Source organism: Mucilaginibacter sp. P1_D10, assembly GCF_056406215.1.
The window spans coordinates 173538-189440 of record NZ_JBFUAP010000012.1 but is presented as its reverse complement, the minus strand read 5'-3'; the positions used below and the strand labels follow the sequence as shown (position 1 = coordinate 189440).

General features: G+C 48.1%; 10 protein-coding genes. All 10 read left to right on the top strand.

The window, feature by feature from the left end; all coding sequences use genetic code 11:
* Nucleotides 1-445: 445 nt before the first annotated feature.
* The 10 genes from AC1DYT_RS19525 to AC1DYT_RS19480 all read left to right on the top strand — a co-directional run bounded on the left by AC1DYT_RS19525 (nt 446) and on the right by AC1DYT_RS19480 (nt 15901).
* Nucleotides 446-4600 (top strand): two-component regulator propeller domain-containing protein, encoded by a 4155-nt coding sequence (locus AC1DYT_RS19525; protein ID WP_477471205.1) that lies wholly within the window; start codon nt 446-448, stop codon nt 4598-4600.
* An 84-nt stretch (nt 4601-4684) separates the two neighbouring features.
* Entirely contained in the window at nt 4685-4894 is a 210-nt protein-coding gene (locus AC1DYT_RS19520; RefSeq protein ID WP_477471204.1) for a hypothetical protein, read from the top strand.
* Nucleotides 4872-5450, top strand: a complete 579-nt coding sequence (locus tag AC1DYT_RS19515) for a hypothetical protein (protein ID WP_477471203.1) — start codon at nt 4872-4874, stop codon at nt 5448-5450. The genes AC1DYT_RS19520 and AC1DYT_RS19515 overlap by 23 nt, the downstream gene beginning before the upstream one ends.
* Nucleotides 5431-5793 (top strand): hypothetical protein, encoded by a 363-nt coding sequence (locus AC1DYT_RS19510; protein ID WP_477471202.1) that lies wholly within the window; start codon nt 5431-5433, stop codon nt 5791-5793. Before AC1DYT_RS19515 ends, AC1DYT_RS19510 begins: the two co-directional genes overlap by 20 nt.
* A 635-nt stretch (nt 5794-6428) precedes the next feature.
* Complete coding sequence (locus AC1DYT_RS19505) at nt 6429-9593, top strand: SusC/RagA family TonB-linked outer membrane protein (protein ID WP_477471201.1); 3165 nt, start codon at nt 6429-6431, stop codon at nt 9591-9593.
* A 14-nt stretch (nt 9594-9607) separates the two neighbouring features.
* Nucleotides 9608-11245 (top strand): RagB/SusD family nutrient uptake outer membrane protein, encoded by a 1638-nt coding sequence (locus AC1DYT_RS19500; RefSeq protein WP_477471200.1) that lies wholly within the window; start codon nt 9608-9610, stop codon nt 11243-11245.
* A 21-nt stretch (nt 11246-11266) separates the two neighbouring features.
* Nucleotides 11267-12472 (top strand): IPT/TIG domain-containing protein, encoded by a 1206-nt coding sequence (locus tag AC1DYT_RS19495; RefSeq protein WP_477471199.1) that lies wholly within the window; start codon nt 11267-11269, stop codon nt 12470-12472.
* A gap of 83 nt (nt 12473-12555) precedes the next feature.
* Nucleotides 12556-13101, top strand: coding sequence for a hypothetical protein (locus AC1DYT_RS19490; RefSeq protein ID WP_477471198.1), 546 nt, complete (start codon nt 12556-12558; stop codon nt 13099-13101).
* Between the two features lie 26 nt (nt 13102-13127).
* Nucleotides 13128-14009, top strand: coding sequence for an AraC family transcriptional regulator (locus tag AC1DYT_RS19485; RefSeq protein WP_477471197.1), 882 nt, complete (start codon nt 13128-13130; stop codon nt 14007-14009).
* Between the two features lie 161 nt (nt 14010-14170).
* Nucleotides 14171-15901: an alpha-L-arabinofuranosidase gene (locus AC1DYT_RS19480; RefSeq protein ID WP_477471196.1), complete on the top strand. Its 1731-nt coding sequence runs from the start codon at nt 14171-14173 to the stop codon at nt 15899-15901.
* Nucleotides 15902-15903 lie beyond the last annotated feature (2 nt).

Below are 15903 nucleotides of genomic sequence, written 5' to 3'. Positions count from 1 at the left end.
TTCAAGCTAAAATACAGGTCCGTGTTCTTTGTGTTTCTCCCTTTGCGCACTTTATGTTAAAATTTTAATCCTACAATGCACAAATAACATTAGCGTGGTGTTTTGAGTGAACACGAATTTTCTCGAATTGAATCGAATTTCACTAATTTTTAGCTTCAGTATAAAGTATTGATTGGTGTTAATTTTCTTTAATTCGTGAAATTAGTGTTCACTCAATTGTTGTCGTTTAAATTTTCCGAAGTCGCAAACACACTGCCTGCAAAATCTTCGTTTGTTGTTCAATAAGTGGTTTGTTTTTGATACAGCCTCTGTTTACCGGTAAATAAATTGCAATAATAGTATTAACCCCAAAGCTTAATTTTTAATTAAATTGGTCTGCCCAATTATTTACCTTGTTCTTGCTAGTGCTGCATAGTGCAACTGAAGGGCATAAAACGCTATTATTTTGAACACAACCCAACGCCGTGCCTGCCTGCTTGCTTTTTTGGCGCTTTTTATAGCGGCGGGCCTGCGTGCACAAAATAACGAGTTTCAGTTTTCGCGGCTGGATATTGCCGGCGGCCTATCGCACAACCAGGTAAACAGCATCTTAAAGGATAGCAAAGGCTTTATGTGGTTCGGCACGCCATCGGGCTTAAACAAATACGATGGCTATAAATTCAAGGTATTTAAGCACAGTGCCAGCGATACGGCCAGCATCAGCGACGATTACATAGCAACTATATCCGAAGGGCCCGGCAATAAACTGCTGGTAGAAACCCGAAACAGCTACGATATTTACGATCCGGTTACCGAAAAGTTCGGCCACGATATCAATAGCTACCTCCTCTCCGTCAACGTGCCCACGCAAAACTTTGCCGGCATACGTAAAGACCGCCTTGGGAATTATTGGTTCCTCAATTCGGTTTTAGGCGTTTACAAGTATAACCCCCGTAATAAAACCACCACACGCATTTGCAATCGCTACGGCGACGATAAAACGCTATACGATAATGCTGTGGCCGACCTGGCTACCGACTCTAAGGGCAACATTTGGCTGGTGTACAACAAAGGCATTCTGGAACGGATAGATCCCGTTACCTATAAGGTGAATTATCGCAAGGCATTTAACGCGCCGCCTCTTGCGTTAAATACCAGTTACAAAATATTTATAGATGGGCAGGACGATATATGGACCTACGTACCCACTTACACCTATGGCGTATATTACCTCAAAAGCACGCTCGATGTTTTTAAGCGCCTGGATAAAAGCAACACCAAGGGCGGGCTGAATACCAATGTGGTATCCAGCGTGGTGCAGGATAATAAGGGGCGTATTTGGATAGCTACCGACCACGGCGGCATCAACATATTGGACAAGCGCGATTTCAGCATAAAATACCTGTTGAATCGTGAAGACGATATTAAAACCGTGGCCCAGAACAGCATCATACTACTATATAAGGATAACGCAGGCATTATCTGGGTAGGCACCTATAAGCGCGGCCTCAGCTACTACAACGAAAGTATCCTCAAATTCCCATTATACACGCACCACCTTTCAGACCCCGCCAGTCTCAGCTTTAGCGACGTAAACAAATTCATCGAGGATAAGTATGGCAACCTGTGGCTGGGCACCAACGGCGGCGGCATGATGTACTTTAACCGTAAAGACGGCAGCTTTAAAAAGTACATGCACGATGCTGCCAACCCCAACAGCCTCGCCAACAATGTTATCGTGAGCATGTATCTCGATCATGAGCAAAAGCTATGGATAGGTACCTATTTTGGCGGCCTGGATTGTTTCGACGGGAAAAACTTTAAGCATTACCGGCATAACGATGCCGACCCCAGCAGCATATCCGAAGACAGGATATGGTCGATACTGGAGGATGACGAGAACAACCTGTGGGTGGGCACGCTTTCGGGCGGCTTGAACATGCTCGATCGCAAGACTGGTAAGTTCTCTCATTATGTTTATAAGCTGGGGGTAGATAATTCCCTGCACTCCAATTACATCTCGGCCCTGCTGCAAGATCGGCACCGGAACCTGTGGGTGGTAACTTCGTTCGGGGTAGATGTGCTTAACCATAAAACCAAACAGTTTTCGCACTACATCCGAAACGATAAGGACCCTAACAGTCTCGTCAACAACAACACCAACAACATTATGGAGGATAGCAGCGGGCTGATATGGATAAGCACGCGCGAGGGCCTCAGCATACTGAACCCGGCTACGGGCAATTTCACCAACCTTAACCACGCAAGCGGGCTGCCCGATAATACCACTATAGATATCCGCGAGGATGATAACCACAATGTATGGGTAAGCACGCCTAACGGGCTATCCAATATCATCATAGATAGGAAAGCTTCGCCGCTGAAGTTCCGCTTCGTTAATTACAATGAGAAAGACGGGCTGCAGGGTAGGGAGTTTCAGCCTTATTCATCGTACAAAACCCGCAGTGGCGAGCTGATATTCGGCGGTAGCAATGGGTTCAATATCTTCAGGCCGTCGGCCTTGCATACCAGCAAGCACATCCCCGATCTGGTTTTTACCGATTTGCAGGTGTTCAACAAAAGCGTATCGGTGGGCGAGAAGATATATGGCAAGGTTATCCTCCCGAAGTCCATCTCGGAGGTAGACGGCATCGAACTCAAATACAACGAAAATGTGTTTTCCATCGAGTTTGCTGCCCTCAATTATTTCGACCCGGATAAAGTGAAGTTCGAGTACATGATGCAGGGTTTCGATGGTAACTGGATAACGGCAGACAATATCAGTCGCAAAGCTCCCTACACTAATCTGGATGCCGGCGACTACACCTTTAAGGTGCGCGCATCTAATCCCGGATTTTGGAACAGTAAGGAGATAAGCCTGCACGTAAAGATATTGCCGCCTTTCTGGAAAACTACATATGCTTATGTCCTGTATGTGCTGCTATTCGTAGGGGGCTTGCTTTATATCCGCCGCGAGGGTATCCGGAAACTGCGCACGCAGTTTTTGCTGGAGAAGGAACGCGAAGAAACCCAGCGCCTGCACGAGCTTGATTTGATGAAGATAAAATTCTTTACCAACGTAAGCCACGAGTTCCGTACGCCGCTTTCGCTGATTATGGCGCCTGTTGATAAGATTGTGAAGCAGGTTAAAGACCCCGACGTGAAGAACCAGCTTTTGCTGGTGAACCGAAACGCCAAACGCCTGCTTAACCTGGTGAACCAACTGCTCGATTTCCGGAAGATGGAATACCAGGAATTAAAACTGCACAAGACCGGCGGCGACATCATCGCCTTTATCCGAGAGCTTTCGCACTCCTTTACCGATGTGGCCGAGCAAAAAGGCATCCGCTTCGTGTTCGATACCGAGGTGGAGGAATTCTACACCAGTTTCGATCATGATAAAATAGAGCGCATCCTTTTTAACCTGTTGTCCAACGCCTATAAGTTTACGCATGCGGGCGGGCAGGTAAGCGTGCTGCTCAACCTGCGCAGCAACCCAATTGAGCAGGGCACCGAGCTGGAGATAAAGATAATAGATACCGGTATAGGCATACAAAAGGATAAGATGGAGCGGATATTCGAGCCGTTCTTTCAGAACGATATCCCCGGCAGCATGCTTAACCAGGGCAGTGGGATTGGCCTATCCATCACCAAAGAATTTGTGCGCCTGCACGAGGGCGAGATATTGGTGGAGAGCGAGTTTAACCAGGGCAGCTGCTTTACCGTGCTGTTGCCGCTGCAGCAACTGGATAAGAAATTATTTGCCGATGGACCCGTGCTGCTACCGCATGCCGGCGACGATGCCATTTATTTATCCGATAAAAAGCAAGGCCGCCTGCGCGATACCGGCGACGGCAAAAAACCTACCGTGCTGCTGGTAGAGGATAACGACGATTTTAGATTCTACATTAAGGATAACCTGAAGGATTCCTTTAATATCATTGAAGCAGAGAACGGCAAAAAAGGTTGGCAGAAAACCCTGGCCCAGCATCCCAACCTGGTGGTAAGCGATATCACCATGCCCGAAATGAACGGCATAGATTTGTGCCTGAAGATAAAGAGCGACAAGCGCACCACGCATATCCCCGTTATTTTATTGACCGCCATAGCCGGCGAAGAACAGCAGATAAAAGGGCTGGGCACCGGCGCCAGCGACTACATGACCAAGCCTTTCAACTTCGAGATACTGGCATCCAAAATAAAGAACATCCTGAGCCAGCAGGAGAACATGCGAAAAACCTACCAAAAGCGCGTAGATGCCAGTCCGACAGAAATGGCAGTAGATTCGCCCGACGAGCTGTTCATCAAAAAAGTGCTGGTGCTGATAGATGCCAATATAGCCAACCCCAATTTTTCGGTAGAGGAGCTGAGCAGCGAAATGTTCGTGAGCCGCTATACCCTCTACAAAAAAATCCTACAGATGACGGGCAAAACACCCAACGAACTGGTGCGCCAGATGCGCCTCAAGCGCGCCGCGCAACTGCTGGAAACCGGGCACCTTACCATCTCCCAGATATGCCACAAAGTGGGCTTCAAAAGCCAGAAGTACTTCGTTAAAACTTTCAAGGCTGAATTCAACACGATCCCCTCGCGGTATGTAGAAAGCTTTAACGAGGCGTAGGAGGCGTAAAATGTTCAAATGGTATGGGGATAGCGGTGCACTTAATCATTACTCTTTTTATCTTAGCTTAAGTAAAGAAGAATAATGCCTAAATCAGCACCCATAGGAGAATACATCGTTACAGAGGAAGAATTGAAAAGCTGCGCGGAATTGGGGCTTTGTAGTTTATTCTCCCGGCGTAAAATCCTCATTAATCGATTTTCTAAAATCCAATTTCCCGGGTTTGGAGTTATTGAAATTTGTGACCCAAATCGACAATCTGCTCAAACCGATGTCGGGCAAAGCATTGAATAAAATCATCGGCTTCAAAGATTCACATCCGTTTGAATTGGTCATTCAATATTATTCCGAAGACCATCAAGATCCCATTAATGGTTTGGCATTGTCGAGGACATTAATTAAAGACATTAACGGTAAGACCGCGGTGCATGATTTTTTTAGGATCCCAAGGGATTTCAGGAATCTCGGTCATGGAAAAACGATGTTGAATTATGGTTTGCAACAATATTTAAACATCGGCGTTGACATCATTAAAGTGCGTGCTGCGCTTGCCGACGGTGGATTTGTTTGGGCAAGGGCTCATTTTGTTGCGATCAAGAAAACGGAAGTGAGCCTTATCTTAGCCTCAGCAAAGTTGACATTGGGTGCAAACGAATTCAAAAAGGTAAAGGAGGTGTATGATAGTTACTACACGGCAGAGCCTGATGGAAGAGCATTCCCCATAAATAAATGGAGCCTGATCCCATCAATGAAAGCGGTTTTAAAAAAGAGCGACTGGCATGGCGAAATTGATTTGAACAATCAGGAACTTTTGACTAAATTTAAAAATTATGTTGCTGGACAGAAATAAATATTCAGAATCAGGCTATATCGGCGAAGAACTCATTGGCGATGCTGCGCATGAATTAGAACAAAGGTGTATGGCCGTGCAGCAGAGCGTAAAGGATAATGATTTTCCCTACGAGGACGCATTAGACGCTTATCAAGTAACCGATGAGCAGTATAAATCTTTTATAGGGGAAGCTTTGAACAGGAATATTTTTATAAGCCTTTCAGGGACTACGTTACCCGTAAATAAAAATGCCTACTTCGAGGTTTATGAAAGGATGCTACTGAGCTACTTTTCTCACCCTTCCACAAAGCTCGTAAACAAACTAAAAAAGTTATTGCAAGAAGCTAAGGAGATAGCTTAATTCCTTGTGTTTAATTTAAGCCTGCCCATTTGCAATTAGGGAATAAAATCTCCGCTCTACGCAATCTTGATTGCCACATATCCCATAAACTTTTTTCATTAGCCTAATACTTTCACATAGATTGGCTTAATTACGTTGCCGCTTTACAGCTGTGAATGACGGTTTTCTTAAAATCGGGAATATTGCCGCTTCATCCAAAATATAATCCTCAAAGTACCATTCCGCTAATACTATTATGGCAATTTACAAAGTGCCAACAACGCAATAAGGGTGCTCATTTGTAACCGTTTCGCGTAAAACACACGCAATTAATATATTAATCATTTGATTTTCAATTGATTAAACAGGGTTGACATTTGTGCCCCCATTTATCCACAACGGGGCTGATTTTACCATATAATTTTAACCCCAGTATAATCAATGTTGTTAGCCGCCCTTTGGTACCGGCAATATTGCATAAACCAAAAGAACCATTTTTTTTAATTTTTTATGGAAACGCGTTGCTGATTGCTCATGGGCTATCAGATGCTGCCACGCCTGCGAACCCCTCATAAGGGGTCAATGCTGCGGCCCATAAACTGTATATGTAAAACCAATAAATCGAATATAAATCCAACACAAACCAACAAATCATTATGAGGAAAATTCTACGAATAGCATTGCTGTTTGCCTCCTTTTTCATTTGTGCCCGCAGTATGGCGCAAACCGGGGGCACAGTGGTCAAGGGGACGGTTTCTGACGAAAAAGGCATCACCCTGCCCGGTGTTACCGTAACCGTTAAAGACACCAAGGTAAACGCCATTACCGATATTAACGGTAATTACTCCATTACCGTACCGGCGGGCGGTCGCATACTAACGTTCAGTTTCATTGGTATGCAAACGCAGGAAGCGGCTATAGAAACGCGCACACAAATCAACATTACGCTAAAATCGGCAACCACAGCGCTTACCGATGTAAACGTGGTAGCCATTGGTTACGGCAGCCAGCGCAGGCAAGACATCAACGGTGCCATATCATCGTTAAAGGCATCAGATATTGCCAATGTGCCCCAAGCCAGCGTAGACCAGCTGCTACAGGGCCGCGTAGCGGGCGTTACAGTATCGCAAAACTCGGGTGCGCCGGGCAGCCAAACCTCGGTTCACATCAGGGGGGTATCTTCCCTGTCGGGCAGCAACGAGCCATTGTACGTAATTGATGGGGTAGCTATCTCCGGCGATGCCAACAACCGCAGCACCAGCGGCCGCTCGCCCGCACTGGGCAATAACGACGAAACGGCCGTAAGCCCTCTTTCGTTATTGAACCCTAATGATATCGAAAGCATTGATGTTTTGAAGGATGCATCGGCAACGGCCATCTACGGTTCGCGCGCATCAAACGGCGTTATCATCATCACCACCAAACGTGGTAAAAACGGCTCGGCACGCGTTGGGTACGATGGCTACTACGGCTTTCAGCAGCAAGGTAAATTCCTCAGAATGATGAACCTGCCCGAATACGCCAGATTACAAAACGCACTGGCCGATAATGTGCAGGTAACCCGTCGTGCAGATTTCGCCAGCCCCGAATTGCTTGGCCCAGGCACCAACTGGCAGGACGAGGTGTTCCGCACCGCGCCCATGCAGAGCCACCAGCTTTCGGTATCGGGCGGTAAAGACGGCACCGATTATTATATATCCAGCGGCCTTTACGATCAGCAGGGTACTATCATCAACAGCAAATTCAAACGCTACTCGCTGCGCTCAAACGTAAATACACAGGTAAAAGAGTGGTTGAAATTCGGCGCAGTATTGGGCGGCACCCGCAACGAGGAAAACCGCGGGCTTAGCGATAACGGCGGTATCATTTACACCGCATTGCTTAGCGCGCCTGATATTGCCGTGCGCAACCCCGACGGCACTTTCGCAGGCGCCATAAGCACCGGCCCCCAGGCCAACGGCTACGGCGGCACGCCTAACGCTGTGGCGCAGGCATCGTTACTAACCAACAACCTGGTACGCAGCAACGTAAACGGCGCGGTGTATGCAGAGCTATTGCTTATCCCCGGGCTTAAAGTACGCTCTGAGGTAAACGGCGGCTTCGATTGGGCAAAGGCTTTGCAGTTTAACCCAACCTTTAAGTATGGCGATTACGAAAACAAAACCGCCAACCTTACCGAGTATTGGAGCAACTCGCACTACTGGACCTGGAACGAGGTGGCATCGTACAACCACACTTTCGGCACCAAGCATGCTTTGTATGCCACCTTGGGTTATGAGCTTAACTACTCGCAATGGAACGGCATCACCGGCTACGCCCAAAACTTCTTCAGCAACGATTTGAAAACCCTAAACCTGGGCGATGCAAAATCGGCCCGCGTAGATGAGTACAAGGGCAGCCAGGCTTTGCAGTCGGTTATATCACGTATCAACTATACGTACAACAACAAGTACAGCTTAACCGCTACTTTCCGTTCAGATAGGTCTTCAAAATTTGCGCCGGGCAAACAAACCGGCTACTTCCCATCGGCGGCAGCATCTTGGCGCTTGTCGGAAGAGTCGTTCATGGCGGGCATCAAAAAGTATGCTGATAACATTAAGCTACGCGTAGGCTACGGCCAGGTGGGTAACCAAAACGTACCCAATTACCTGTATGGCTCGGCGCTTAAGCCAACCGTTACCGGCTTTGGTACAGGCTTTCTTTTGGACAAGAACTCCAGCCCTAACCTTACCTGGGAAACCGCTATCCAAACAGATTTTGGTGCAGATTTCAGCCTGTTCGGCAACCGTATAGATGCTACATTCGATTTCTTCAACCGCACCTCAGAGAAATTCCTGTTCCAGGCAGCCTTGCCTGCGTTCCTGGTGGGCGAGGGCGCTTCGGGTTCATACCTGGGCGGTGTTAACCCGCCATACCTTAACGGCGGTAAGCTGAGTAATAAAGGTTTCGAGTTCAGTATCAACAGCCGCAACATTACCGGCAAAGATTTCAAATGGAGCACCACCCTGATATTCTCGCACTACAAAAACAAAGTGTTATCGCTGGCAAACGGCACGCCGTTCATCTCGGGTAACATTACCAACGGTTTCCTTACCCGCGGCGTTACCCGCACCGAGGTTGGCCACTCTATCGGCGAGTTTTATGGCTACGTAACCGATGGCCTGTTTACTAAAGAAGATCAGTTGCTTAACGCCAAGCCGCAATTCGGCAACCCTATCTCAAAAGCAGGCACCTGGTTTGGCGATATCCGCTACAAAGATCTGAACAACGATGGCGTGATAGACAATAAGGACCAAACCTACATTGGCAACCCTAACCCTACCTTTACATACGGTATCACCAACAACTTATCGTACAAATCGGTAGACCTGTCTATCTTCCTTAATGGCTCATATGGTGCAAAAATCCTGAATGCGCTTAACTACACCATCTCGGGCTTATCTGGCTTGTACACCAACCAATTGGCTTCGGCAGCTAATTACTGGACGCCTACCAACTACACCTCTACTATCCCGGCGCCACGCGGCGGTTTAGATAACCCTAACCTGTTCACATCAGACAGGTTTATCGAAAGTGGTTCGTTCCTGCGCATCCAGAATGTTATCCTGGGTTGGAACGTTCCTTCGAAGTGGATACGTAAGGCTAAGTTCACCAGGCTAAGGGTATATGCCAGCGGTCAAAACCTGTACACCTTTACCAAGTACAAAGGCCTCGACCCTGAAATTGGCTCGATGAACCAGAACGTGTTCTTAACGAACATCGATTTTGGCCGCTACCCATCTGCACGTACCGTAACATTTGGTGTAAACGCTGAATTTTAATCAATATGAAAATCATGAAAAAATATAGTAAATATATAATCGGCGCGTTCGTAATGAGCATCGTTACCACGACCAGCTGTAAGAAAGAATTTTTTAACAGGCCTCCCGAGGATGCCATCACCATAGATAACTTTTACCAAACCAATGATCAGGTTGTTGCCAGTACCAACGCGCTGTACAACTCGCCATGGTTCAACTGGGTGGCCAAATCGGGCTGGGCTATAACCGAGCTTACCTCGGGTAACGGCCGTACCTATTCTGATGACGTTATCAGTTTGTTCACGTTCTCGTTAACCAATATCAACCCGCGTATTGCCGATGCCTGGAACTCCTTGTTTACGGTAGTTGCACAGTCGAACGCGTTGATCAACAACCTACCCAAAAAGGTGTCACCATCGGTAGATAAGGCCATAGTGAACAACGCCCTTGGCGAGGCGCACCTGATGCGCGCGCTGGCTTACTTCCACATTGTAAGGATATGGGGTAATGTGCCTATCGTCGAAAACAGCGAGGATTTCATCGAGAACTTCCAGGTGAATACCAACCCGGTAGCGGATGTGTACAAATTCATCATCAACGATTTGAAGTTTGCTGAAGCTAACCTTACGGTTAAGGTAAGGGCAGGCGCTACCATTGCCCAGGGCCACGTATCAAGTGGTTCGGCATCGGCACTGCTGGCGAAGGTGTACCTGTACATGGAAGATTACGCCAACGCACGCCTCGAAGCCGAAAAGGTTATCAACAGCGGCGAGTTTAAATTATACCGCGGCAACATCACCAATGACCAGATTGCGCTTTACGGCTACACCAACATGGTTGATGGCAAAGGCTATAACGATTTGTTCAAAACAGAGAACAATAACAACGAGGAATCGGTAATTGCACTGCAATGGGCAGGTGGCGCATCATACGGCCATGGTAACCCGCAGCAGGCATCATTGGCTATGGCAGGCGTAACCGGTACCGGCGACGGTTACTCGGTATTAGGCCCCACCATCGATCTGCAGAGAGCCTACGAACCCGGCGACGTTCGCTTCCACGCCACCATTATGAAAGCGGGCGATAAATACCCCGAGATAAACCAGGCCGCCGGCGGTTTCGTAGTGCCGGATAACGTAAACTCGCAGGGCACGCGCGCAGCCATTAAAAAGTACGTAGTAGGTACCCCTGCCGATAACGGCGGTATTGGCGCGGCGCAATCTGCAGCCAACTGTACTTACCTTATGCGCTATTCTGAAGTGCTGCTGATAGCCGCCGAATCTATCCTGGGTGCCTCGACCACCACCAGCGACCCGGCCGCATTGAAATATTACAACATGATACGCAACAGGGCAGGCCTCACAGCGGTTACATCGTTCAGCAAGACCGATATCCTGCACGAGCGCCGTATAGAGTTCGCCATTGAGAACGACTACTGGTTCGACCTGGGCCGTATGGACGGATGGCAGGGCATACTTACCGTAAAGCACCCTAAGGCTTTAGCGGTAATTGCCAACCAGGAACGCGGTACGTACAGTAACGATACGCCACCTGTGGTGTACAGCGACAAAAAAACGGCTAAGGACGAGTTCTTCAACTTCCCGATACCGCAGATAGAAACCGCTACCGACCCCAAATTGCTGGAGCCACCTGTACCTTATGTATTTAAATAATCAAAGAATTATTACAACATCATGAAAAAGATATTCAAACAACCCAAAAGCTTGTACCTGGCGCTGGCAGTAGTGCTAATGTTGGGTATAAACGCCTGTAAAAAGGACAACAACAATTACGGCAAGGGCAGCCCCGAGATTACCAAGGTGCGCACCCTCACCAAGAACGACAGTGTGATTATTGATCACCAGATAGATTTGAACACCACGCTAACCTACCCCGAGGTAAGACCGCTCCCGTTCGATTCTACCACCAACTCGGGCAAGGTGTACACGCTTTACGCCATCATCGGCAAAAACCTGGCAACCACCAAGCATATCTACATTAACGATGCGGAGGTGTACTTTAACATTGCGCTGGCTACTGATCAGTCTATCATCTTCAGCATACCTACAACGGTACCGTTTAGTAATGCAAGTACCACTAATAAACTGAAATTGGTTACCAGTTTCGGGCAGATAGAGTATGATTTCGTGATCGAGCAGCCGTTCCCGTCCATCACTTCGGTTGATAAAATGGCGGGCAATACTGATGACCTGATTACCATAAAAGGTACCACGTTCGATGGCTTATCGGCGGTTAAATTCGGTACCATACCGGGTACCATCGTTTCCAGCACGTCTACCCAGGCGGTAGTAAAAGTACCGGCAGGCGTAGTGGGCGGCAGTATATTATCTATTACCACATCGGCTACTTTGGGTGGCGGTACTACATCTGGCCCGCAATCTTCCAACGGTATTAATCTTAGCATCCCCGGCAATAACAGCGAGGCATTCGGTGTATATCCGTTCGGTTTTACCGAGGCGGTGTATGAAGACAGCTTCGAGAACGGCTGGTTCCAATACGGCTGGAGCAACTCACCAAGTGATAACAGTACCGACCATGTTCTACGCGGCACTAAAGCAATTAAAGTGCAATATGCAGGCGGTTACGATGGCTATGTAATCGGCGCATCGGGCAATATCGAAGCTAAAAGCTTCAAGATGTCTATCTACGGCGGCAAAGGCAGCGATAACAAGGTAATACACATCGCGCTCGATTACAACTTCGGCAACCCGGTAGCTATCGTATTGAAAGAAGGCGTTTGGACCAACTACAACATCCCGATGACGGCCTTTGTGCCTAAAGGCGGCACGGCTCCAAAAACCATAAACTCCATCGTTTTCCAGGAGTTTAGCGGTGTGGCCACCCTTTGGTATATAGATGATGTGGGTATAATAAGGTAATATATTTTTATTTAAGCAATACAGCACCCGGCCGGCTCTGGCTGGCCGGGGATGTATTTTTTTGACCCAAAACCCCTTAAGGCATGAAGATCAACACCCTGTTATGCGCTGCATTGTTGCTGCTGCTTGCCGGTAAAGCATCGGCACAAAAAAACCTGGTTGCCAACCCCGGTTTTGAAGATGAACTGAACGACTGGAACAACGGTAATGCGGCCAAGGTTACCCCATGGGATTACAAGGGCGGCAAAAATAGCTGTGCCATCATCGTAACCAATGCCACCGGCTGGGTGGGGATAGACCAAACCATACGCCTGCCCAAGAATACCCTGGGCGTGGAAATAGCTGCCTGGGTAAAAACTAACAACGTGGTACCGGGCAAGGATGCATGGATGGGCGCAATTTACAACCTGGAGTTTTTAGACCGCGCCGATAAAAAGGTGGGCGAAGGTGTAAACGTTGCGCACCTTACCGGTGATAACGACTGGCAACTGGCCACAAAACAGGTAAAAGTGCCCGCAGGGGCAGTAAGCTTTAGGGTGATGGTGGCTATGAGTTATGCATCGGGCACCATGCTGGTAGATGATGTTACGGTAAAAGTGTTGAATGCAGAGGCGGTGGCAAAGCTGTAAATGCGCAGCGTGAGAGCGAAACAAATATGATGACAGGCAATAACGTAATGCACGAAATAACGCCGCTTACCCCGGGCGATTGTTTTACGATAGCGCACAGGGTGAAAAGCAAGTTCGATTTCCCGCTGCATTACCACGATGAATACGAACTAAATCTGATTATAAATGCCAAAGGCGCGAAGCGGGTTTTAGGCGGCAATATTGAGGTGATTGATGAGGTAGAACTGGTGCTGGTAGGCCCCAACCTTTACCACGCCTGGTTTACGCATCAAAGCACAAGCGAAAACATTATCGAAGTAACCATACAGTTCCATAAGGATTTGTTCGACGATAAATTTTTGCGGCGCAACCAGATGAGCTTTATAAAGGCCATGCTGGAGCGATCGCAGCGGGGCATATCCTTTTCGCCGGAAACAATTTTGGCCATTAAAGACAGGATACTCTCCCTGGATAAAAAAAGCGGCTTCGACTCGGTGCTGGAGCTATTATCTATTATGCACGGCTTATCCATATCGCGCAATATGCGCACCTTGTCGGATATTGCCTTCAACAACGAAAAATTTAACTACAACAGCCGCCGCATAGAGAAGGTGTACGAATACCTCAATACCAATTACACCAAATCGGTAACGTTGGCCGAGGTAGCCAAAATAGCCAACATGCCCGAGGCCTCCTTCAGCCGCTTTATTAAAAAGCGCACCGGCAAAACGTTTATCGATAGTCTGAACGAGATACGCCTTGGCCACGCCTCGCGGATGTTGATAGATAGTACCACCACGGTGGCCGAGATAGCCTACAAATGTGGGTTCAATAATATCTCCAACTTTAACCGCATATTTAAACGGAAGAAACTTTGCATCCCCAAAGAATTTAGGGAAACCTATACAGGGAACAGGATATTTATTTAGATGTGCAGATTTCAAATTCCAGATGTGCAGATGAAAGGAAGGATGTGCAGATTTCAGATTTCAAATGTGCAGCCTCACCTAAGTCCTCTCCAAAGGAGAGGGGTTGGGGTGAGGCCACTAAGCAGAAGAACCTCTACCACAAATAACAATATAAAAGATTGATGAAAAAATTTACCAGATATAGTGCGGTAACGATGATAGCGCTGGGCACTTTGCAAGCCTGCAAAAAAGATAACAAGCCCGTTACCCCGGTTGATACCGGCGGCAACACGGGTGTTATCCTCCCCCAAACCGATCCGGCACTGGCCGCTACCCAAGGCTTCTTTTTGGACGGCTGGCAACCCAAAACCATCGCCGCGCCAACCCTTACCAAAGCCGTAACCCAACCCGCTGCCGGCAGCATAACCGCAACCATAGATTATAGCACGGTGGTGAGCAAGGTATCAAAATACCTGTTCGGCAATAATACGAACCCTTATATGGGCCAGTTTGTTACCGAGCCGGTGCTGATGGGCAACCTTACGGCTTTATCGCCCAATATCCTGCGTTTCCCGGGCGGCAGCATATCTGATGTTTACTTCTGGGATGGCGTAACCCCTGCCGATGCCCCGGCGCAATTGGTAGATAATGCCGGCACGGCCTCAGCTGCCGGGTACTGGTACGGCAACAAAACCGATAGCTGGACTTTTTCGCTGGATAACTACTACAAGGTGCTTCAGCAAACCAATAGTACCGGCATCATCACCGTAAACTATGGCTACGCCCGTTACGGCACAGGTTCCAAACCCGTCGAAGCCGCAGCACATGTGGCTGCGCAGTGGGTCCGCTACGATAAAGGCCGCACCAAATACTGGGAGATAGGCAACGAGAATTTCGGCACCTGGGAAGCGGGCAACCGCATCAATACTGCTAATAATAAAGACGGGCAGCCGCAAATGCTGAACGGTGTATTGTACGGCAATCATTTTAAGATTTATGCCGATTCGATGCGTAAGGCTGCTGCCGAAGTAGGTAACACCGATATCAAGATAGGCATCGTGCTGACCGATGCCGACGAGAAGAATAACACATCCGCCATCATCCAAAAATGGAATGCCGATGCGCTTTCGCAGGTAGGCAACTCGCCCGATTTTTACGTAGTGCATAACTATTATACCGATTATAATACTAACGCCAGTCCCGAGGTTATTTTGGCTACCCCCTACGTGGTTACCCCCGCCATGGCCAACTGGATAAAAACATCAGCCACAAATGCGGGCGTTACGCAAAAGCCCATCGCGCTTGATGAGTGGAACATCTTCTCGGTCGGTTCTAAGCAAATGGTATCAAATGTAGCAGGCGTGCACGCCGTAATGGTACTGGCCGAAACCATCAAAAACCAGTTCGGCATGGCTTGTCGCTGGGATTTGGCCAACGGTTGGGATAGTGGTAACGACCACGGCCTTTTCAACATAGGCGACGAGCCGGGCGTTGCTAAATGGAACCCAAGGCCGGCCTTTTACTACATGTACTTCTTCCAAAAATACTTTGGCGACCGCATGGTAAGCTCTACGGTTACCGGCAGCAGCGATATCCTGAGCTATGCCTCGTCGTTCACATCGGGGCAGGCGGGCACCATACTGGTAAACAAAGGCAGTACCGACAAAGTGGTGGCTGTAAACCTGAAGAACTTTGCCAAAGGCAGTAAATATTACTATTACACCCTCAACGGAGGTACAGATAATGGCTCGTTTTCGCAAAAGGTTTATGTGAACAGCAGCGGCCCTGCGGGCTCATCGGGCGGCCCTTCAAATTATAATTCAATCGCTGCAAATACTGCTGATATTGCAGGAGGGATAACGGTAAGCGTACCCGCCCGTGGCGCTGTATTCATGGTTATCGAGAGCAAATAAAA

Excerpts from the sequence above, each read along its gene's own strand:
- AC1DYT_RS19480 (WP_477471196.1), top strand. The coding sequence starts at position 14,171 with ATGAAAAAATTTACCAGATATAGTGCGGTAACGATGATAGCGCTGGGC.
- AC1DYT_RS19495 (WP_477471199.1), top strand. The coding sequence starts at position 11,267 with ATGAAAAAGATATTCAAACAACCCAAAAGCTTGTACCTGGCGCTGGCA.
- AC1DYT_RS19520 (WP_477471204.1), top strand. The coding sequence starts at position 4,685 with ATGCCTAAATCAGCACCCATAGGAGAATACATCGTTACAGAGGAAGAA.
- AC1DYT_RS19510 (WP_477471202.1), top strand. The coding sequence starts at position 5,431 with ATGTTGCTGGACAGAAATAAATATTCAGAATCAGGCTATATCGGCGAA.
- AC1DYT_RS19505 (WP_477471201.1), top strand. The coding sequence starts at position 6,429 with ATGAGGAAAATTCTACGAATAGCATTGCTGTTTGCCTCCTTTTTCATT.
- AC1DYT_RS19500 (WP_477471200.1), top strand. The coding sequence starts at position 9,608 with ATGAAAAAATATAGTAAATATATAATCGGCGCGTTCGTAATGAGCATC.
- AC1DYT_RS19515 (WP_477471203.1), top strand. The coding sequence starts at position 4,872 with ATGTCGGGCAAAGCATTGAATAAAATCATCGGCTTCAAAGATTCACAT.
- AC1DYT_RS19485 (WP_477471197.1), top strand. The coding sequence starts at position 13,128 with ATGATGACAGGCAATAACGTAATGCACGAAATAACGCCGCTTACCCCG.
- AC1DYT_RS19490 (WP_477471198.1), top strand. The coding sequence starts at position 12,556 with ATGAAGATCAACACCCTGTTATGCGCTGCATTGTTGCTGCTGCTTGCC.